This is a genomic window from Streptomyces sp. NPDC051214 (genome assembly GCF_040682375.1).
Classification (GTDB): domain Bacteria; phylum Actinomycetota; class Actinomycetes; order Streptomycetales; family Streptomycetaceae; genus Streptomyces.
In genome coordinates this window covers 56,559-75,744 of sequence record NZ_JBFBAT010000010.1, presented here as the reverse complement: position 1 = coordinate 75,744, position 19,186 = coordinate 56,559, and the positions used below count along the sequence as shown (strand labels likewise).

The 19,186-nt window shown below is 69.7% G+C and carries 19 protein-coding genes; 9 read left to right on the top strand and 10 right to left on the bottom strand.

What is annotated here, in order from left to right:
- The first annotated feature begins 141 nt into the window (after window positions 1-141).
- Window positions 142-585 (top strand): Lrp/AsnC family transcriptional regulator, encoded by a 444-nt coding sequence (locus tag AB0M70_RS26115; protein ID WP_365823782.1) that lies wholly within the window; start codon window positions 142-144, stop codon window positions 583-585.
- On the opposite strand, the gene AB0M70_RS26110 is transcribed toward AB0M70_RS26115, so the two are convergent.
- Entirely contained in the window at window positions 525-1,808 is a 1,284-nt protein-coding gene (locus AB0M70_RS26110; RefSeq protein ID WP_365823324.1) for an MFS transporter, read from the bottom strand. The genes AB0M70_RS26115 and AB0M70_RS26110 overlap by 61 nt on opposite strands.
- Window positions 1,809-1,933: 125 nt before the next feature.
- On the opposite strand from AB0M70_RS26110, the gene AB0M70_RS26105 reads away from it, so the two are divergent.
- A complete protein-coding gene (locus tag AB0M70_RS26105; RefSeq protein ID WP_365823322.1) occupies window positions 1,934-2,548 on the top strand; it encodes a MarR family transcriptional regulator in 615 nt (204 codons plus the stop codon).
- 15 nt (window positions 2,549-2,563) lie between these two features.
- Here AB0M70_RS26105 and AB0M70_RS26100 read toward each other — a convergent pair whose 3' ends face one another.
- The 3 genes from AB0M70_RS26100 to AB0M70_RS26090 form a co-directional block, all read right to left on the bottom strand.
- Window positions 2,564-3,034, bottom strand: coding sequence for a VOC family protein (locus AB0M70_RS26100; RefSeq protein WP_365823320.1), 471 nt, complete (start codon window positions 3,032-3,034; stop codon window positions 2,564-2,566).
- Window positions 3,035-3,164: 130 nt separating this feature from the next.
- The gene (locus tag AB0M70_RS26095; protein WP_365823318.1) at window positions 3,165-4,235 is read right to left on the bottom strand and encodes a hypothetical protein; all 1,071 of its coding nucleotides are present in this window, start codon (window positions 4,233-4,235) and stop codon (window positions 3,165-3,167) included.
- On the bottom strand, window positions 4,235-4,879 hold the full coding sequence (locus AB0M70_RS26090) for a hypothetical protein (RefSeq protein ID WP_365823316.1): 645 nt from the start codon (window positions 4,877-4,879) through the stop codon (window positions 4,235-4,237). Before AB0M70_RS26090 ends, AB0M70_RS26095 begins: the two co-directional genes overlap by 1 nt.
- Before the next feature lie 382 nt (window positions 4,880-5,261).
- On the opposite strand from AB0M70_RS26090, the gene AB0M70_RS26085 reads away from it, so the two are divergent.
- Entirely contained in the window at window positions 5,262-5,888 is a 627-nt protein-coding gene (locus AB0M70_RS26085) for a Uma2 family endonuclease (RefSeq protein ID WP_365823314.1), read from the top strand.
- Window positions 5,889-5,951: 63 nt separating this feature from the next.
- Here the strand turns inward: AB0M70_RS26085 and AB0M70_RS26080 are convergent, their stop codons facing one another.
- The 5 genes from AB0M70_RS26080 to AB0M70_RS26060 form a co-directional block, all read right to left on the bottom strand.
- The gene (locus AB0M70_RS26080; protein WP_365823312.1) at window positions 5,952-6,722 is read right to left on the bottom strand and encodes a succinate dehydrogenase iron-sulfur subunit; all 771 of its coding nucleotides are present in this window, start codon (window positions 6,720-6,722) and stop codon (window positions 5,952-5,954) included.
- On the bottom strand, window positions 6,722-8,476 hold the full coding sequence (gene sdhA, locus AB0M70_RS26075; protein WP_365823310.1) for a succinate dehydrogenase flavoprotein subunit: 1,755 nt from the start codon (window positions 8,474-8,476) through the stop codon (window positions 6,722-6,724). The genes AB0M70_RS26080 and sdhA overlap by 1 nt, the downstream gene beginning before the upstream one ends.
- A gap of 16 nt (window positions 8,477-8,492) precedes the next feature.
- The gene (locus AB0M70_RS26070; RefSeq protein WP_363208840.1) at window positions 8,493-8,984 is read right to left on the bottom strand and encodes a succinate dehydrogenase hydrophobic membrane anchor subunit; all 492 of its coding nucleotides are present in this window, start codon (window positions 8,982-8,984) and stop codon (window positions 8,493-8,495) included.
- Window positions 8,985-8,990: 6 nt separating this feature from the next.
- Window positions 8,991-9,371: a succinate dehydrogenase, cytochrome b556 subunit gene (gene sdhC / locus AB0M70_RS26065; RefSeq protein ID WP_076684883.1), complete on the bottom strand. Its 381-nt coding sequence runs from the start codon at window positions 9,369-9,371 to the stop codon at window positions 8,991-8,993.
- A gap of 149 nt (window positions 9,372-9,520) precedes the next feature.
- Window positions 9,521-9,955 carry a 2-oxo-4-hydroxy-4-carboxy-5-ureidoimidazoline decarboxylase gene (locus AB0M70_RS26060; protein WP_365823780.1) on the bottom strand — a complete coding sequence of 145 codons (435 nt, stop codon included), beginning with the start codon at window positions 9,953-9,955 and terminating at the stop codon, window positions 9,521-9,523.
- Between the two features lie 409 nt (window positions 9,956-10,364).
- On the opposite strand from AB0M70_RS26060, the gene AB0M70_RS26055 reads away from it, so the two are divergent.
- The 4 genes from AB0M70_RS26055 to AB0M70_RS26040 all read left to right on the top strand — a co-directional run bounded on the left by AB0M70_RS26055 (window position 10,365) and on the right by AB0M70_RS26040 (window position 14,244).
- Window positions 10,365-11,966 (top strand): glycoside hydrolase family 20 protein, encoded by a 1,602-nt coding sequence (locus tag AB0M70_RS26055; RefSeq protein WP_365823307.1) that lies wholly within the window; start codon window positions 10,365-10,367, stop codon window positions 11,964-11,966.
- 82 nt (window positions 11,967-12,048) lie between these two features.
- A complete protein-coding gene (locus AB0M70_RS26050; RefSeq protein ID WP_365823305.1) occupies window positions 12,049-12,888 on the top strand; it encodes a DUF4328 domain-containing protein in 840 nt (279 codons plus the stop codon).
- A 140-nt stretch (window positions 12,889-13,028) separates the two neighbouring features.
- Complete coding sequence (locus AB0M70_RS26045) at window positions 13,029-13,535, top strand: hypothetical protein (protein WP_365823303.1); 507 nt, start codon at window positions 13,029-13,031, stop codon at window positions 13,533-13,535.
- 61 nt (window positions 13,536-13,596) lie between these two features.
- Entirely contained in the window at window positions 13,597-14,244 is a 648-nt protein-coding gene (locus AB0M70_RS26040) for a hypothetical protein (RefSeq protein ID WP_365823301.1), read from the top strand.
- Window positions 14,245-14,311: 67 nt separating this feature from the next.
- On the opposite strand, the gene AB0M70_RS26035 is transcribed toward AB0M70_RS26040, so the two are convergent.
- Complete coding sequence (locus tag AB0M70_RS26035) at window positions 14,312-17,077, bottom strand: FG-GAP-like repeat-containing protein (protein WP_365823299.1); 2,766 nt, start codon at window positions 17,075-17,077, stop codon at window positions 14,312-14,314.
- 262 nt (window positions 17,078-17,339) lie between these two features.
- On the opposite strand from AB0M70_RS26035, the gene AB0M70_RS26030 reads away from it, so the two are divergent.
- Window positions 17,340-18,161, top strand: coding sequence for a hypothetical protein (locus AB0M70_RS26030; RefSeq protein ID WP_365823297.1), 822 nt, complete (start codon window positions 17,340-17,342; stop codon window positions 18,159-18,161).
- Between the two features lie 113 nt (window positions 18,162-18,274).
- The gene (locus AB0M70_RS26025; RefSeq protein ID WP_365823295.1) at window positions 18,275-18,862 is read left to right on the top strand and encodes an RNA polymerase sigma factor; all 588 of its coding nucleotides are present in this window, start codon (window positions 18,275-18,277) and stop codon (window positions 18,860-18,862) included.
- Window positions 18,863-19,186: the final 324 nt, after the last annotated feature.

Here is a 19,186-nt window from a genome sequence, read left to right as displayed (position 1 = left end):
TGCCTCAGGTGATGAGCAAACATCATTCGGTACTGGGACGATATTGCAGTACGAGGTACGGTGTTCGTCAAGAGTTGATGAACGGATGGCGGGACCACGAGCGGATGGCGGGATCATGAACGGATGGCGGGTTCGCAACTGATGGACGACACCGACCGCGCCCTGCTCGCCCTGCTGCAGGAGGACGCCGCCCAGCCCTACGCGACCCTGGGCAAGGCGGTGGGGCTCTCGGCGGGCGCGACCCACGAGCGCGTACGCAAACTGCGCGAGCGCGGCGTGATCCGCCGCACGACGATCGACGTCGACCCGGCGGCCGTGGACCAGGGCGTGCTCGCCTTCGTCATGGTCGACTCGACGGCGTGGATGGGGGACCGGGCAGCGGACTTCGCCGCGATCCCCGAGATCCAGGAGGCGCACGTCATCGCGGGCGCGGCCAGCGTCCTGGTGAAGGTCCGCACGGGGACGACGGAACAGCTCCAGGACGTGCTGCGGCGGCTGTACGCGATCGACGGGGTGAGTGGGACTCAGGCGACGGTGTCGCTGGAGACGTTCTTCGAGAGGCCGGTTTCGCCGGGGGCGGCCTGAGGGGTGGGGGTGGTGGAGGCGTGCGCCTCGAAACGGCGCACTCCCGGCACGGCTGCCGTCCCCGCGCACGCGATGCCCACCATGGCCGCCGCGATCCACAGCGGGGTCGCCGTGCCCCACGCGTCCGCCGCGAGCGGCCCGAGCACGTACGCGAGGGGCATCGCGGCCAACGAAAGCAGCCAGTCGTACGAGGTGACGCGGGCCAGCGCGCCGGACGGTATCGCCGCCTGGACCGAGGTCTCCCAGACGGGGCTGAGGAAGCCGAGGCCCGCCTGTGCGACTCCGTAGGCGGCGATCACGGCGGGCGCGGGGGCCTCGGCGGCGAGCAGGGCCAGCGGCAGGGCGTACGTCGCGAGGCCGAGGTTGGCCACGAGGATGGGGCGCTTCGGCCTGGCGCGCCCGGCGAGCAATGAGCCGACGAGGAGCCCGATGGCGCCCGCCTGGAGGATGGCGATCCAGGCGCCTTCGCCGCCCAGCTCCTGGATGGCGATGAGAGGCCCGAGGGTCATGAGGACGGCGGCGGCGCCGTTCCACGCGGAGTGCGCGACGAGGCTGGTCCAGTACCAGTCGCGGCTGCGGACCTCGTGCCAGCCTTCGACGAGGTCCTTGCGCAGGGAACGGTGCGCGGTGGGGACTTCGATGGTGCGGCGGGTGCGGACGGCCGTGAGGAGGCACGCGCTGACGGCGAAGGACGCGGCGTCCAGGACGAACGCCCAGCCGGGCCCCGCGACCAGGATCAGCAGCCCCGCGAGGGCGGGGCCGCCGACGCGGGCGCCGCTGTTGACCACGCCCAGGGCGGCGTTGGCCGCGTGCCGGTCCTTCGGGGCGACCGTGGTCGTGATGAGCGGCGAGAGGGTCGGCATGGCGAAGGCGGAAGCGGCGCCGCCGATCGCTTCGGCGACGGCGATGTGCCACAACTGCGGATCGCCGCCTAGCAGTTGTACGCCCACGAAGAGCTGGGTCGCGCACCGCACCAGGTCGGAGGAGAGGGCGACGGTACGGGCATCGAACCGGTCGCCCACGACTCCCCCGAGGGGCAGCAACAGCAACTTCGTTCCCATTGCACAGCCGAGTACGAGCGCGAGCGCGGAGGTGGATCCGGTGACGCGGAGTACGGCGAGGACGAGGGCGGCGGGGATGACGGCGTCGCCGATGAGGGAGAGGGAGCGGCCGAGGAAGAACAACCGGAAGGAGCGGTTGTGCAGCAGGGGGTGCGACAGCATGGGGGGTACTGTATTTCGGTTCCGAAGTACCTGCTAGCGAATTATTAGGCACCGAACCTTCCGGAAGCGAAGTTTACGGAACCGAAGTTTACGGAAGCGAAGGATGCCGAAGTAGGCTGCTGCGTATGGCGAAGAGGCGCGAGAAGAGGACTGCGGGAGCGGACGCGGACGCGGGCGCGAAGGGGCAGCCGGGGAAGCCGGTGGAGCCGAGGGACCCGGGGGAGAGTGGCCCGGCCACCCGTGACTGGACGGACGATCACGTGGAGCGCTGGCTCCCCGTGCTCCCCGCTCTCGACGCCGACATCGAGGGCGCGGTCACGCGCATGAAGAAGCTGACGGTCCATCTGCGCCGGGTCCGCGAACAGTCCCTGGTCGACTTCGACCTGGAACGCCACGAGTTCGACACCCTGCACAAACTGGCCGGCCGCGGCGGCAGGGCCACCCCGTCCGAACTGGCCGCGGACCTGGACCTGGCCCCGGCCTCCGTGACCGGCCGCCTGGACGGCCTGGAACAGCGCGGCCTGCTCCACCGCACCCCGTCGAAGACGGACCGCCGCAGGGTGGACGTGGAACTGACCGCGTCCGGCCGGTCGATCTGGCTGGGGGCGATGGACGTACTGGGCCACGAGGAGTACCGCCTCCTCGGGTTGCTATCCAAGGAGGAGCGGGCGCAGCTCTCGGACATGCTGCGGCGCATCATGGTGGTGGCGGAGGCGGACGGCGGGGCGCGCTGGAACTGATGCGCGCCCCTTTGCTCAACTCCGGGCCAGCTCGGGCCGCTTGCGGTAGTCGGTGAACCCGACGACGTTCCCCCACGGATCGGCGACCTCGACGGTCCACCCCGTGGCGACGGAGGCGGGCGGGGCCAGCGCCTTGACCCCGGCGGCCTCGAGCGCGCGCCCGGCAGCGCGCGCGTCCCCCACCTCGAGCCACACCCGCGGCATGGCCCACGCGGTGGGCCGATGCTCGACCCCCTCCTCCACCCGCAACAGAATCCCGGGCGTCTCCTTGCCCACCTTCAGGATCGCGAGCCCGATCTCGTCGATCCGGTGCGTCACGGGAAACCCGGCACGCTCATAAAAGGCGACGGCCTCACCGAGGTCACCGACGGGAAACAGGACGTTGTCGAAGCCGAGCAACTCGATCGACCGGTCTTCGGCCGACTGGTCAACGGATTGACGAACGGGCTGCTCAACGGACAGGCCGACCGACTGGTTGTCTGACATTTCGTCAGGGTAAATGTCGGAAGTCGAGTTCCCACGTACCGCGGGCGGCCGGGCGCGACCTGTCAGGTCATGTCACCCGGTTGGCGAAGCCGACGCCGGTACGGCTGGCCACGGGTGGCCCTTCCCCCGGCTACCGGTTGATCGACTGAATCTCCTGGACCTGGACGTCCTGTGTCCCGTCGAACGTGCCGTTCGGCAGGTCGCCGCCCGTGCCGCCCGATCCCTCCCAGGTGATTTCCCAGGTGATGGACGCCCTCAGTTGGAATGCCTTGTCGCCCGTTGAGCGCAGGTAGGCAATGCCGCACGGTGGGTCCTCGTTGGACGAGCCCTTCGTGTAGGGCGTGCCGATGCTGCCGTCCTCGTTCACCTTGCACTCGCCCGACGCCGGGAACAGTGTCGCGTCAGCGGTGCCGGGCTCCAGGTGCAGGCTGACCGGCTTGGCCGTGGTCTCCGCCCACAAGCCTGTTCCGGGGAGCTCCGCGCGGACCTTGACGTTCTCGAACTTGCCCTTGTCCAACCAGATCCACGTGGGCAGATTCACCGTCGACCTGCCTTCCGGCTTCAGCTCGACCTTGGTGTCCGGGACCTTGACCTTGTCGTACGCGTACGAGGCGAGGACCTCAGGTGTGGGGGCGTTGTCGATTTTCGGGAGCGTCCCGGCGTCCTGCCAGAAGAGGGCCTCCTCGCAGTCGTAGGCTCCCGGGTCGTCTTCCATGTCCGGGTTGACGACACCGCGCCAGAACTTGCCGTCCTTGCCGAGGTTGAAGTTCTTGTAGCTCTTCGTGCCGTCGCTCTGCGGCTTGCCCTTCTCGTAGTAGTCCACCATCAGCTGCTGTCCCCAGCTGAGCGAGGGCGTGACGGGGACCAGGTTCTCGTTCGGGGTCTTCTTGAGCTGGTCCGTCGCGGCCTTCACCTCCTCGGACGTCGCCACGGGCTCGTACCAGCAGGCCGGGGGCTTCCAGTTGGGGTCCACCGGGGCGAGCCCCTTGGCGGAGGAGCCGCCCTTGCCGCCGCTGACCTGGCTGACCTTGATGTTCGTGGCGCCGACCCCGGCGGTCAGGGTGTTGTTGTTCGCGCCGCCCGAAGGTCCGGGTGGATTCTGGTTGTTCTTGCCCCCGATGGCGTACGCGGCCGTCGAGGAGAGGCCGAGGGCGAGAGCTGTGGCGAGCAGGACGGCGCCTGCCTGCGCGGTGGTCCGCATTACTTGCAACCGCCAGGGACCGTCTCCAGCGAGACGGTCTGCCACACGCCCTGCTCGGACTTGGTGAGCCTGGCCCGGTACTGCAGCACGGACTCGGGAGTGTCGGGGGTGGCGGTGACCTTCTTCGTCCTGCGGTTCTTCGTGGACGACTCGCGTTCGTCGACGCAGTAGAAGAACACGGCCGCGTCCTTGCCGCTGACGTTGACCTTCGGGTCGTAGACCTTGATCTCACCGATCAGACTGTCGTCGGTCTCGACGAACCCCTTGATCCATTTACGGGCCGTGGAGAGTGAACTGCCCGCGTCGTAGAACGCCACCGCTTTGGAGTTCGGGTCGGCCTCGATGATCGCCGCATACTTTGCCCGCAGCTCCTCCTTGCCGTCGTCAAGAACTGCCTGGAGCTTCGGATCGCTGTTCGTCCAGCCCGCGAAGTTCGCCCGGAACTCGGCCGGGAGCTTGATCTCTGGCCGCTCGGTACCGCCCGGCTTCGCCGACGCGCTCGCGGAAGCCTTCGAACCACCGTCACCCGCCCCCTCGATCTTGTCGGAGGAAGAGTCGTCGCCTCCTCCCGAACCACACGCGGTCAACAACAGGGCTGCGGATGCGGCGAGCGCGGTCGACACGAGGCGGGTGGGGCGGTTCACTCTGGGCTCCCGGTGGGGGTGGGGGGTTACGCAAGCGAACCAAACGCTATCTCCGCGGCTTGCGAGGAGATCACGCGGGATTGCCTCGACGGGCAGTCAACGGGCATGGGGATTGCAGTGATTCGAGCTCATTTCCCTGCGAATCCCCCGTGCCGGGCGCGATCGGCGATGCCCTGGTTCCGCGGCGGCGAGCGGTCGACGTCCGGCATCGTTTGCCGTCGCTAGCATCGCTCGGGCCTGAGAGGCGAGGCCCGGGGTGTGAGGCCTGAGACGCGTTCGTCTGGGCGTAGCGGCCCCGCCCCGTACTCGAATGAGTGAGGCCCCGGGATTCCCGCTCGGTACTCTGAGGCGCAACGCGAGACTCCGTCGCATGGGAGCAATCATGAGCGCCGCATCCGGGAACGGGCTCGAGGACGAGTCGGCTTACCGCTGGCCGATCCCGCCCGCCGAGGGCTGGACCGCTGACGACCTCGACCGGATTCCGGGCCTCCCGCCGCACACGGAGTTGATCGACGGGAGTCTCGTCTTCATGAGTCCGCAGACCCGGTTCCACATGCGTTGCATGCGCCTGTTGGAGCACAGCCTCCTCCAGCAGGCGCCGGAGCATCTGGATGTCGACCGGGAGTTCACGATCAAGCTGGATGCCAGGAACCGGCCGGAGCCCGACATCCTGGTGGTTCCCGCCGAGGCTGCCACCTGTTCGAATCAGACCTGGCACAAGCCGGAAGACGTCCTCCTCGCCATCGAAGTCGTCTCCCCCGACTCCCGCGAGCGTGACCGCGAGGTCAAGCCCCGCAAGTACGCCCAAGCCGGCGTCCCGCACTTCTGGCGCGTCGAGCAGGACGAGGAGAAGGGGCTCCCGGTCGTCTACGTCTTCGAACTCGACCCGGCCACGAGGTCCTACGGGCTGATCGGCATCTTCCACGACCGGCTCAAGGTCTCCTTGCCCTTCGACGTAGAGATCGACCTGACCGCCATGAACCGCCGCCCCGGCCCGCCGCGGCCGTAAAGGCGAAGGCCCCGCCCCCGGTGCGAAACCGGGAACGGGGCCCACGTACAGCCGACGGCGTACTCAGAAGCGACGCGTGATCAGCGCGCGCTTTACTTCCTGGATCGCCTTCGTGACCTCGATGCCTCGCGGGCACGCGTCCGTGCAGTTGAACGTCGTGCGGCAGCGCCACACGCCGTCCTTGTCGTTCAGGATCTCCAGGCGCTGCTCGCCCGCTTCGTCACGGCTGTCGAAGATGAAGCGGTGCGCGTTGACGATCGCGGCCGGGCCGAAGTACTGGCCGTCGTTCCAGAAGACCGGGCACGACGACGTGCACGCCGCGCACAGGATGCACTTCGTGGTGTCGTCGAAGCGCTCGCGGTCCTCGGGGGACTGCAGGCGCTCGCGCGTCGGCTCGTTGCCCGTGGTGACCAGGAACGGCATGACGTCGCGGTACGCCTGGAAGAACGGGTCCATGTCGACGACCAGGTCCTTCAGGACCGTCAGACCCTTGATGGCCTCGACCGTGATCGGCTTGGACGGGTTGATGTCCTTGATCAGGGTCTTGCAGGCCAGGCGGTTGCGGCCGTTGATGCGCATGGCGTCGGAGCCGCAGATGCCGTGGGCGCAGGAGCGACGGAAGGTCAGCGACCCGTCCAAGTCCCACTTGATCTTGTGAAGGGCGTCGAGGACACGCTCCTTCGGGTCGATCTCGATCTCGAAGTCTTCCCAGGTCGCGTCCGCCGAGATCTCCGGGTTGAAGCGGCGGATGCGGAAGGTGACCGTGATGTACGGGGAGTCGGCGAAGCCGGCCTCGGGCTTGGCGTCTTCCTTGTCGAGGGTCGGGGTTGCCATCAGTACTTACGCTCCATCGGCTGGTAGCGGGTCTGCACGACCGGCTTGTAGTCGAGTCGGATCGACTCGGCGCCGTCGTCGCCTACCTCGCGGTACGCCATGGTGTGGCGCATGAAGTTGACGTCGTCGCGGTTCGGGAAGTCCTCGCGGTAGTGACCGCCGCGCGACTCCTTGCGGGCCAGGGCCGACTGCGCCATGACCTCGGCCAGGTCGAGCAGGTTGCCCAGCTCGATGGCCTCGAGGAGGTCGGTGTTGAAACGCTTGCCCTTGTCCTGGATCGAGACGTTGAGGTAGCGCTCGCGGAGCTCCGCGATCTTCTCCACCGCCGTCTTGATCGTCTGCTCCGTGCGGAACACCATGACGTTGGCGTCCATGGTCTCCTGCAGCTCCTTGCGGAGCTCGGCGACCCGCTCGTTGCCCGTGGCGTCGCGCAGGCGCTCGACCTGGGCGACCACGAGCTCTTCCGCGTTCTCGGGAAGTTCCACGTAGTCGTTCTTCGCCGCGTACTCCGCGGCGGCGACGCCCGCGCGCTTGCCGAAGACGTTGATGTCCAGGAGCGAGTTGGTGCCGAGGCGGTTGGCGCCGTGCACGGAGACACAGGCGACCTCACCCGCCGCGTACAGGCCGGGAACCACCGTGGTGTTGTCCGCGAGGACCTCACCCTCGACGTTCGTCGGGATGCCGCCCATGGCGTAGTGCGCGGTCGGCTGGATCGGGATCGGGTCCGTGTAGGGCTCGATGCCGAGGTAGGTGCGAGCAAACTCCGTGATGTCCGGGAGCTTCGCGTCCAGCTGCTCCGGCGGGAGGTGCGTGAGGTCGAGGTAGACGTGGTCGCCCTCGGGGCCGCAGCCGCGGCCCTCACGGATCTCCGTGTAGATGGAGCGGGACACCACGTCTCGCGACGCGAGGTCCTTCATCACCGGCGCGTACTTCTCCATGAAGCGCTCGCCGTCCTTGTTACGGAGGATGCCGCCCTCACCGCGGGCGCCTTCCGTGAGGAGGATGCCCATGCGCCAGATGCCGGTCGGGTGGAACTGGAAGAACTCCATGTCCTCCAGCGGCAGACCGCGGCGGTAGCAGGCCGCCTGGCCGTCGCCCGTCAGCGTGTGCGCGTTCGACGTCACCTTGAAGAACTTGCCGGTGCCGCCCGACGCGTAGACCACGGCCTTCGCCTGGAAGATGTGGATCTCGCCGGTCGCCAGTTCGTAGGCGACGACGCCCGCGCTCTTCTTGACGCCGTCGACCTCCACCAGGAGCTGGTCGAGGACGTAGAACTCGTTGAAGAACTCCACGCCCTCCTTGATGCAGTTCTGGTAGAGCGTCTGGAGGATCATGTGGCCGGTGCGGTCGCCCGAGTAGCAGGCACGGCGGACCGGGGCCTCGCCGTGGTTGCGGGAGTGACCGCCGAAACGGCGCTGGTCGATCTCACCCTTGGGCGTACGGCCGAACGGCAGGCCCATCTTCTCCAGGTCGAGGACCGCGTCGATGGCCTCCTTCGCCAGGATCTCGGCGGCGTCCTGGTCGACCAGGTAGTCGCCGCCCTTGATCGTGTCGAAGGTGTGCCACTCCCAGTTGTCCTCCTCCACGTTGGCGAGCGCGGCGGCCATGCCGCCCTGCGCCGCGCCCGTGTGGGAGCGGGTCGGGTAGAGCTTCGTCAGGACCGCGGTGCGGCTGCGCTTCGTCGACTCGATGGCCGCGCGCATGCCCGCGCCGCCGGCGCCGACGATGACAGTGTCGTACTTGTGAATCTTCACTGGGTTCGCCTCGGCTTTAGCGGATGTTCGGGTCGAAGGTGAAGATCACCAGCGTGCCCAGAAGGATGGTGAACACCGTGGCGGTGTACAGCAGGCCCTTGAGCCACAGGCGCGTGTTGGCGCGCTCCGCGTAGTCGTTGATGACCGTGCGCAGGCCGTTGGCCCCGTGCAGCATCGCGAGCCACAGCATCAGCAGGTCCCAGACCTGCCAGAACGGCGAGGCCCAGCGACCGGCGACGAACGCGAAGCCGATCTTGCTCACGCCGCCGTCGAGCACCAACTGGATCAGCAGGTGGCCGAGGACCAGGACGACCAGGACGACGCCGGACAGGCGCATGAAGAGCCATGCGGCCATCTCGAAGTTGCCGCGGGTCGAGCGCGGGGTCTTGGAGGTGCGCTTGCGCGGCGCCTCAATGAGGGGGGCCGGGTTGTCGGCGTCGTAGAGCGAGGCGCCTTCGACGGGACCCACTCCGGACCCGCCGGACTTCTCGAGCGTGGTGTCGGACATCAGGCGTCAGCTCCCGAAGACTTCGCGGACGGCGTGGCCGAGGACCGGGTAGAGCGCCCCCACCATCAGGACGACCCAGATGCCCACGACGGTCCAGAGCATCTGCTTCTGGTAGCGCGGGCCCTTCGACCAGAAGTCGACGGCGATGACACGCAGGCCGTTCAGCGCGTGGAAGAGGATGGCGGCGACCAGGCCGTACTCAAGGAGTGCGACGAGGGGGGTCTTGTAGGTGCTGACGACATCGTCGTACGCCTCCGGGGAGACGCGGACGAGAGCGGTGTCCAGCACATGCACGAACAGGAAGAAGAAGATGAGGACGCCGGTGACTCGGTGAGCCACCCAGGACCACATTCCTTCCCGGCCGCGGTACAGCGTTCCAGCCGGCACGGCAGAACCCTCCGGGAGCGGGGATTGGGGCCAGCCGGCTTGGGTGGTCGGACGGGCCCGGCCGGGTACGGTCCACCGGCCGCTCGTCATCGTATCGACGAGTTGTCGGTTCGCTCGCGCGGGGTAGCCAGGTGTGATCAAACAGGCAATCAAACAGGCACGTACGGGCTATTCAGGTCGTGTGCGAGCCGGGCGAGCCGTCCGCGGGCCAGCTTGCGCATTTCCTCGGCCGCGAGGACCCGCTCCTCCTCCGGGTCGTTGGTGAGGCGGGTGCGGATTCCGGCGAGCAGATGGTCGAGGGCCTGGCTCGGCGGGACGTCGTCCAGGCAGATCACGAACACGTGACCGAACCGGCTCTCGTACGCGGCGTGGGCGGCCCGCAGGGCGGTGTGGGCCGCGGTGTACGTCCCCTGCCGGGGGAGTACGGGACGCAGAGGTTCGCAGGCCAGGGCCTCGGCGAGGTCCGCGGGCGGCAGGTCGTACGCCGCTTCGTCGGACGCGGCGAGCAGCGCTTCCAGGTCGGGGTACGGCCGGTGGTCGACCAGTCGGCGGGCCCAGAGGTGGCTGCCGCAGCAGGTGAGCAGCGCGGTTTCGGCGGCGCCGGGCTCGGCTGTGTTCAGTTGCTCCGGGACGGGGCTCGGTGAACGGTGCGGGGACAGCGGGGGCTCCTGGGCAGGGGGCAGCGACGAGGGAGGAGTGGGGGATTTGTCGTAACGCTAGCGAGGCTTGGTGGGGGCTGTCTGACGGATGCGTGAATTTCACCCGGATGGGAGAGTTTCGCTTCGCGTGGTGGACGGTACCTGTGCGGGGGCCGTTTTACCGTGGCCGGATGACTGCCGCCTGCGCTGCTGTTCGTCTTGTCCCCGCTGCTTGCTCTGCTCCCGCTGCTCGTCTTGTCCCCGTCGGCCGGTGGGGGGCTCCCTGCGCCGCCGCTGCGCGGCGGATGTCTCCCACCCACCCACCCGTTCACCCTGCGGCCGTAGGTGGTCTCCGGTGAAGCAGCAGCGGCGTTTCGCGTTTGCCTCCGTGGGGCTTGTTGCCGGGGCCGTCGTGCTTGCCGTGGCCGTCTGGCCCGGTGGTGGGGGCGGAGGCGCGCCCGCGGCTTCGCCGTCCGACAGCAAGGCCGCCGTCGCCCCGACCCCCTCGCCCACGAAGTCGTACCCCCTCTCCAAGGCGCCCGCCACCATCCCTGCCGTACGCGAGCACAGCGCGGCGCGCGGGCCGGGATGGAAGCCCGAGGGCGGCGGGCGTGTCGTCATCGGTGACGAAGATCTCGCCGACGAGGGCAAGCTGCTCGCCGGCGAGCTGAAGCTCTCGTATGCGGGTGATGCCGACCCTCGGAAGGGTGATGTGCAGCTAGCGCTCGACCCGGACGACGCCGACGCCTCCGAGGGCAGGGACGAGTCGTACACCCTCTCCGTGAAGGCGCAGCGGGTGAAGATCTCCGCGCCCGAGGAAGCGGGCGTCTTCTACGGGACGCGCACCCTGAAGCAGGAGGTGCACGGCGGCGGCACCGCGCCCGAAGGCGTCGTACGCGACAAGCCCGCCAAGCCGCAGCGTGGCTTCATGCTCGACATCGCGCGCAAGCACTTCGACGCGCAGTGGATCGAGGACCGCATCCGCGAGCTCGGCGACCTCAAGTACAACCAGCTCGGCCTGCACTTCTCCGACGACCAGGCCTTCCGCATCGAGTCCGACTCGCACCCCGAGATCGTCTCGGGCGATCACCTCAGCAAGGCACAGGTCCGCCGCATCCTCGAGCTGGCGGCGAGCCGGCACATCACCGTCGTGCCCGAGATCGACTCACCGGGCCACCTCGGCACGGTCATCAAGGCACACCCCTCCCTCCAGCTCCGCGACACCCGTGGCGTCGCCGCGCGCGGCGCGGTCGACATCTCCAAGCCGCTGGCCGCGGAGATCGTCGACGATCTGCTCGAGGAGTACGCGGACCTCTTCCCGGGCCGCTACTGGCATCTCGGCGCGGACGAGTACCAGGCCCTCACGGTCGCGAACCCCGAGGCCAGCTATCCGCAACTGGCCTCCGCTGCCCGCGACAAGTACGGCCCCGACGCCCGCGTGCAGGACCTCGCGACCGGCTGGCTCAACGACCGGGCCGAGACCATGCGCCCCTACGAGCGCGGCCTGCGCGCCTGGAACGACGGGTTCTTCCGCGGCGGGGTCGAGAAGGCCGACGACGACATCGACGTCGCGTACTGGACGGGCAAGGAGATCGGGTCGAGGGAGCCGGCCGAGTATCTGAAGGAGGGCCGCAAGGTCATCAACTACAACGACGAGTACCTCTACTACGTCCTCGGCCAGCCCAACACCTTCCGCTATCCCACCGGTCAGCGGATCTACGAGCAGTGGACCCCGCTGGTCATCCGTGGGACGAAGCCGGTGGACGCGAAGTACGACGACCAGATCCTCGGCGGCTCCCTCGCGGTCTGGTGCGACCTGGCCGGCTCACAGACGCAGGAGCAGGTGGCGCAGGGCATCCGGATGCCGCTGAAGGCGACGGTCCAGAAGCTCTGGGATGCGCGCCGACCGAGCCTGTCCTGGAAAGAATTCGTGAAGCTGGCCGATCAGGTGGGGTAGGTTCCGGAGGCCGCCGGCGCCCTGGGGAGGGACGCGGGCGGCCTCTGTCGTATCGGATGCACCCGTGGGGGGTCGCTCAGCCATGCTGTGTACGGAATGTCGGTTCAACGCGGCGACGACGCCGGACGGCCTCTGCAACATCTGCTCCACGGCCGCCGCGCAGGTGCTGCCGACGCCTCGGCCCGGATACATGTCCGACGGGCGCCCCGCGTACCTCCGCTCGCCGGTCGGGCTCGCCCGTGCGGCCATCGCGCTCCTGGGCGTCGTCATCGCCGCCGATCTGTACTCGCTGTGGGCGGGCACGGTCGTCCAGGGCGTGATGGAGGATCTGCTCAGTGCGCCGTACATGACGGGCTATGGACCGGATCTGGTGCGTGAGGCAGAGCGGGCCGACAAGCTGTACGCCGTCTCCGGCTGGCTCCAGACGGCCGCGCTCGTCGCCACCTGCGTCGTCTTCCTCTGCTGGTTCCATCGCGTCCGCGTGAACGCCGAGGTCTTCGAGCCGCACATCCACAGCAAGACGCGCGGCTGGACGGTGGGCGGCTGGTTCGTGCCGGTCGTGAACCTGTGGTTCCCGCGGCGGATCGCCCTGGACATCTGGGACGCGAGCGGCGACCGCTCCGCGGCCCTGGACCGGACGATGACCCTCGGCGACCCCACGACCCGCGCCACGCACCCGCTGATCAACGGCTGGTGGACGCTGTGGCTGGCGAGCCTCGTCGTCGGGCGGTGGGCGTCGACGGCGTACTGGGGCGCGGAGGAGGCCGACGAGATCGACGCGGCGGTCTCCCGGCTGATGCTGTCGGACGTCCTGGACATCGCGGCCGCGGTGATGGCGATCCTGTTCGTACGCCGACTGACGCGGATGCAGGACGCGAAGGCGAAGGCGGGCCTGCTGACGAGCGGGCACGCTTCGGCCTGAGAGGTCCGCGAGATCCGTTTTCGGCTTTCTGGTGGCGAACTTGCCTACGTCTGTGGTGTATTCGGCCCAAAGGCGAGCGCAGTCGGCGAGCGCAAGTGCGCAGGGTCGAGTACACGTCGAGAACACGGGGAGACGCGGGCATGGGCTACTGGGGTTATTACGTCGTGGGCAGAAGCGAGCGGCCGCTCGTCGAGCTCTCGGCGGTGGCCGGGGTGCGGGACGAGCTCAGCCTCCTCGTCCAGCGGGACGACGGCTGGCAGGTGTGGGAAGTGCCCGGCGGCGACGGCACGCGCGACGTCGGCAACATGAACACCCTGGCCCTGGAGACGGGTGCGCCCGCCCTCTTCGGATACGTCATGGACAGCGACTGCGTGGTCGTCGAGGCCGCCGCCCCGGAGAGCGGGGTATGGACGACGTGCCTGGCCCGCGACGCGATGGCCGGGTACCTCGGCGACGACGGCCTGAGCCTCGACGACTACTTCCTGGAGCCGCGCGACGCCGCGGACCGTGCGGTGACCTGGGCGGCGGAGTCGGGCCGGACCGTGGCGCCGGGCACGCTGCTCGACGTGCTGAACGCCGCCGCGGAACCGTCCGCCGAAGAGCTCTTCTTCCGCTTCCTGGACCGGCTCGGCGTGGTGCCGCAGTGACGTTACCGAGGGCGCGCACGCAGTAGGGGACATGCATGGTCCCCGACGGGAGGCGTACGACATGAGCGGCGCGAGTCTGGTCGAGCTGATTGCCGAGGCCGACGAGAGAGGTCTGGCGGCGAGCGGGCTCGCCTGCCTCGACCGCTGTGTGCCCCTGCTCGGCGGTGATGACGAGGTGCTGCGCCCGCTGTGGGGGAACCTCGCGGAAGGCGGGGCCTGGGACGTGGCGCTCGCGGACGCGCGGGTGAGGCTGGGCGGCGCGGACATCCTTGAGGACCCCTCCGCCGACGAGGCCAGCACCCTCGCCTACCGCATGCTCGGCGCCGTGCCTTCCCGGCGTTCCGCAGCCGAACTCCGGGAGTGGGCCGACGCCTGCTCCGTGGCCGCGCTGCAGATCCACCGGCTGCTCGACACCGGGCCGGACGGAGGCACCCGGGCATCGGCCCTGAGCGCGCGCCGCGCGGAACGCACGGAGGGGATGTCCCCCCTCGTGGCCGCCGAACTGAGACGCCAGGTACGGATTCTGGAGCTCCTCGCCCACCGGGGCGGGGGCGGGGACGGGGTCGCCGGCGCGGGCGCGGTCGGGCTCCGGCAGGCGCTGGACATCTCGACGGAGGGGCGCCGGGTCCTGCGGGCCGTGGTGTCACGACGGGAGCGGGGGAGCAAGATCAGCAAGGTCGGCAAGGCCGACACGGTCAGCAAGGTCTGACCGCAGAAAAATCCCGCGGAAGCCGGTGCGACCGGCGTGTCCGCGGGATTTTTCTGCACTCGCGCGCTTACGGCGTCAACGTCTGGCCCAAGTGGGCTGCCGCCGGGGTGCCGAGCTGCGTGCGTCCGTAGTAGACGCCGCTCGACGGCGAGACGCCGGAGGCGCCCGTGTCGAGCTGGAGGAGCGTGCCGTTGCCCTCGTCCTCGCCGTCCGCGCCGATGGCGAGGTCGGCGCGGCCGTAGCCCGAGAGGTCCGCGAGGACCACTGACGCGCCCAGGCGGTCGGCGGACTCCGTGGAGCCCGTGATGCCCTCCGTGTCCTGAGAGAAGGCCTGGGCGCCGGTGCCCGTCAGGCCCGATGTCGTGCCCTTCAGGAGCAGGCTCGTGCCCGCGTCCGTCTTCGCCTTGCCGTCCCGCGTGATGTCCTCGTTCGGGGCGCCCGTCAGGACGTCCGCGTAACCGTCCAGGTTGAAGTCGCCCGCCGAGACCGACCAGCCCATCGCGTCGCCCGACTCGGCGGCGCCCGGGACCCCGGACGTGTCCTGGTGGACGGTCTTGAGGCCCGTGGTCGTGAACCCGGTGGACGTGCCGGGCACCACCGTGACCTGCCCGCCCGCGTGTGCGCCGGACTCCGCCGTGTACGGCTGGCCGATGACCAGGTCGTCGTAGCCGTTGCCGTTCACGTCGCCGACGGCGAGGGAGCGGCCGCCCTTGACCGAGAGTGAACCGACCCTGCTCAGGCCCGTCCTCGTGCCCTTGAACCACTGGACCTTGCCGACGCCGGCCTGGTCGCGGTAGTTCAGCGCCACGTCCGCGTATCCGTCACGGTTGAAGTCGCCGGACGCGGCATCGGCGTACGAGATGGCCGTGTCGCCCGAGGTGAGGGTGCCGCCCACCTCGCTGCCCGCCTTGAAGCGCGCCGCCCACGTGCCGCCCGTGCCGGTGGACGCCGAGAAGACGTCCGCCTTGCCGTCGGCGTTGAAGTCGCCGACCGCCACGGCCGAGCCGAACTTGGCGCCCGGGTAGTGGAAGTCGTCCGCCAGCTGCATGTCCGTGCCGGTGTCGAAGGCGGGACCATAGAGGATCGTGACCGCGCCGCGGTCCTTGTTCGTGGCGTCGTCCTCGCCGGGGGCGCCGATCGCCAGGTCCGCGTGCCCGTCGCCGTTGATGTCGCCCCATGCCGTGGCCGCGGCCCAGTTGTCGCCCGCCTCGGAGGCGCCGGGGACGCCGGGACTGGACTGGGTGAGCGTCTTCTTGGAGCCGGCCACCGGGCCGTCGAGGCCGCCGGGGACGATCGTCAGCGTGCCGACGCCGCCGGACGCCTTGGGCGTGCCCGCCACCAGGTCCGTGATGCCGTCGCGGTTGAAGTCCGCCGTGGGGATCGCGGAGTTGCGGCCCGCGCTCGTCGCGTACCGGCGGATCTCGCCGAGCTTGGAGTACAGGTTCTTGCCGGGGCAGAGGGTCGCGAAGCCGTCCCGGTGGCCCGAGATCGTGTTCAGGGAGGGGGTGTCGCCCTTCTTCCACACGCCCGTGTCGTCGGCCGCCGTCAGCGTCACCTTGGCGGACGGGTCGCCTCCGTACTGGCCGAGCTTCCAGGCCGCGACGCGGGAGACCGACTCGAGGGCGGCGCGGGTCGGCTTGCCCGCCTTCTTGTACGTCTCGCCCGGGGCCGGGTTCTCGTTGCCCTCGAAGTCACCGAGGACCGCGATGCCCGCGGACTCACCGTTGAACCCGAACGTGTGCGCGCCGCGCACCGGCAGATCGGTGCCGCCGCCGCGGCCCTCGAAGACCTGGCCGCACTTGTCCACGAGGAAGTTGTAGCCGAGGTCGTTCCACCCCTCGGTCTCCACGTGGTACGTCATGAGGCCGCGGACCAGGGACGCCGACTGGGCGCAGCTGTAGTCGTTCGTGCCGACCGTGTGGTGGACGAAGACCGCCTTGACCTTCTCGATGTACTCCGGCGGATCCTCGACCTGGGACTCGTCCGCGCCCCATCCTGCCCTGCTGATCATGGGCGGCTTGGTGACCGTGGACGCGGGAGCGGGCGGAACCGTGGGCTCCGGGTCGGGCGATGCAGAGCCCGAGGGGGCGGGGGACGTGGGCGGCTCGGCGCCGGGGTCCGAAGGGGCTGGGGAGGAGGGCGCGTCCGTGGGCGCCTCGGTCGGGGCCTCTGTCGGGGCGGGCGTGCTCGGGTCCGGGTCGGGGGTCGGCGGGACGGTCTCGTCCGCCGCGAACGCCACCGGCGCCATCGCCGAACCGTCGAGTGCCGGGTTGTTCGCCTCCTTGGACGTCACGCCCGGGTCCACGAGGTTGACCTCAAGTCCCTTGGGCAGCGCGGCACTCGTGGTGCCGTCGGCCGCGACCACGCGGACCTCCACGCCGTCCGACGGACCGACCCACAGCGGCTCGGACGCGGCACGCATGCCGGCCTCGGCCTTCTCGGGCAGGTGCAGCTCGAGGTCCAGGTGCTGCCAGCCGGTCCACTTGTCGTTCTCGACGGAGCGCGTGCGGACCTGGGCCGTGCCCTCGAGTTCCTTCGTCACGCCGGTCCAGGAGACACCGAGCAGCGAGAACTGCTCCGTCGACGTGCGCGGCAGCTCCCTCTTCTTGGTGCCGTCCGCCTTCAGCGCGATGTCGTGCACGCTCACCGGGCGCTTGTCGCGAGAGACGTCGCCGGGGCGGCCCTCGTCCGAAGGATCCGCCATCGCGTACGTGACGGCCCCCGCGCCGCCAAGGACGACGGCCCCGATCGTCAGCCACGCCCTGCGCTTGAGACTCAGCGGCCTGTACGCGTGCGTGCTTCGCGCTGCTTCGCGCGGTTTGCGCGGGCTCAAATGCCCCACCCCTCAACGAAATCGCCGGCTGTCCCGGTTGATCAAAGCGAGTGCGTACGACTGCCCGAGGGGTCAAACGGTTGTACGAGGGAGGGTGAAATGTGACGTGATGTATCCCGCACTTCAAGGGTGTGACAGATGGACGGATCATTGCGCTGAGTCACCTGACAGGTGTGAACGAGGAGTGTGGGTGGGGGCCTTGGTTTCAGGGGTGGGGATGACAGGGGTGGGGATTTCAGGGGCGCGGAAGAGAGGCCTGTGGGTGCGGGGGATCGCCTGCTGTCTCGCGATGGGGGCGCTCGCGGCCTGCGGTGCGAAGGGGAAGGTGTACGAGGGGCTGGTCGAGCGGACACCCGCGGAGCCTTCGGCCCCCGCCGACGAGGTGCGGGGCGGGCGACTCGCACACGAGGCCATGGAGCTCCTCAAGAACGCCGAATCCGTGCGCATCGGGGTCGAGATGACCAGCCCTAAGGGCCACCAGGAGGTCTCCGTGCACATGGACCGCCGGAGCAACTGCACGGGCACCTTCGACTCGGGGCCCATGCAGCAGGGCGAGTTGGTCATGATTGGCAGCGGTGACACGTACATCCGTTTCTCGGACGCGTCACTCGACGCGATCCGGGACGCCGCCGTGGCGCGTGGTCCGCGGATCGCGGCCACGGCCAGGGAGCGGACGGATCTCGCCCGCGGCAAGTACATGAAACTGCCGAAGGGCGGCGCGCGTTCGGGCGCGGCCTCGCCGACGAAGATGTGTGACCTCGACAAGGCGTTCGGTCAGCTCGGCGGCTCGGGGTCGGACGCCGACATGGAGGGCGCCCGCGCGCTGCCGGAGAGGCGGTGGCACGGCGAGAAGGTCACGCCGCTCGCCGCGACGGACAGCGGGCACGACATGACGGCCTATCTGGCGACGGGCGACAAGCCGTACATCGTCGGCATGACGCAGGAGCGTGGCGAAGAGCTGATGGAGATGCGGATGTCCGACTACGACAAGCCGGTCGCCGCGCAAGCTCCCGATCCTTCCCTGGTCCTCGACATCGAAGCGCTCGGCATGGGGCCGGGCGGCGGCTCACTGTTCGAGGTCTGAGACGCCGTCCGCATCCGTGACCCTCACCTGTGACATTTCTGTCGGCTCTGGCGCAGCTCAGCGTGGGGGCACGGACACGGTGAGCTGTGTCGCGTCGGTACGGATGGGAAAGCGTGGGTCGAGGAGGGGAACCCCGTCGCGCACGGGCGCGGGACGAGGAGCTCGGCGCCGCGGTCGCGCGGGCGCAGGAGGGTGACGAGGCGGCCTTCGCGGTCGCGTACCGCCTGGTGCAGCCGGGGCTCGTCGGCTACCTGCGGGGCCTGGTCGGCCACGACGGGGAGACCGCGGAGGACATCGCAGCGGAGGCCTGGCTGGAGATCGCCCGTGATCTGGGGCGGTTCCGCGGTGACGGCGCCGGCTTTCGCGGCTGGACGGCGACGATCGCGCGCCACCGGGCCCTCGATCACCTGCGGCGCCAGAAGGTCCGGCCGCGGCCGTCCGCCCTCGACCAGGACGTGCTCGATCTTCCCGGTCCCCTCAGCACCTCCGAGCAGGCGCTGGAGTCGATCTCCACGGGGGAGGCGCTCGCGCTGATCGCGGGGCTGCCGCGGGATCAGGCGGAGGCGGTGCTGTTGCGGGTCGTGGTGGGACTGGACGCGGGGGCGGCGGCGCGGGTGCTTGGCAAGCGGCCTGGGGCGGTACGGACTGCTGCGTACCGAGGGCTTCGGAGGCTTGCGCGGCAGTTGGGGGGTCCGCGGTGAGTCGGCGGCCGGGGGCGGCTGCCGGGGAGCCCCGCCTCGCCGTGCTCCTGGCGGAGGCGATTCGTGCGGAGCGTGTCGACGCGGAGGCTCAGCGCCGTGCGCTCGCCGCGTTTCGCTCGGCGCGCGAAGCCTTGTCCTTACGGAACCCTCCGCCGACGCGCCCCGGTGACGATTGGCGCGGGTGAGGGGGGCGGGGGAGGGGCTCGCGTGGTCTTTCGCCTGCACGTGCGTGGGGGCTTGTCGGGGGGGGGGGGGCGGCGCGCCGCCGCGGGGGTCGCCGCGCGCGGTGGCGGCGAGTGAGGGGGGGGCCCCGGCGGGTCCGCG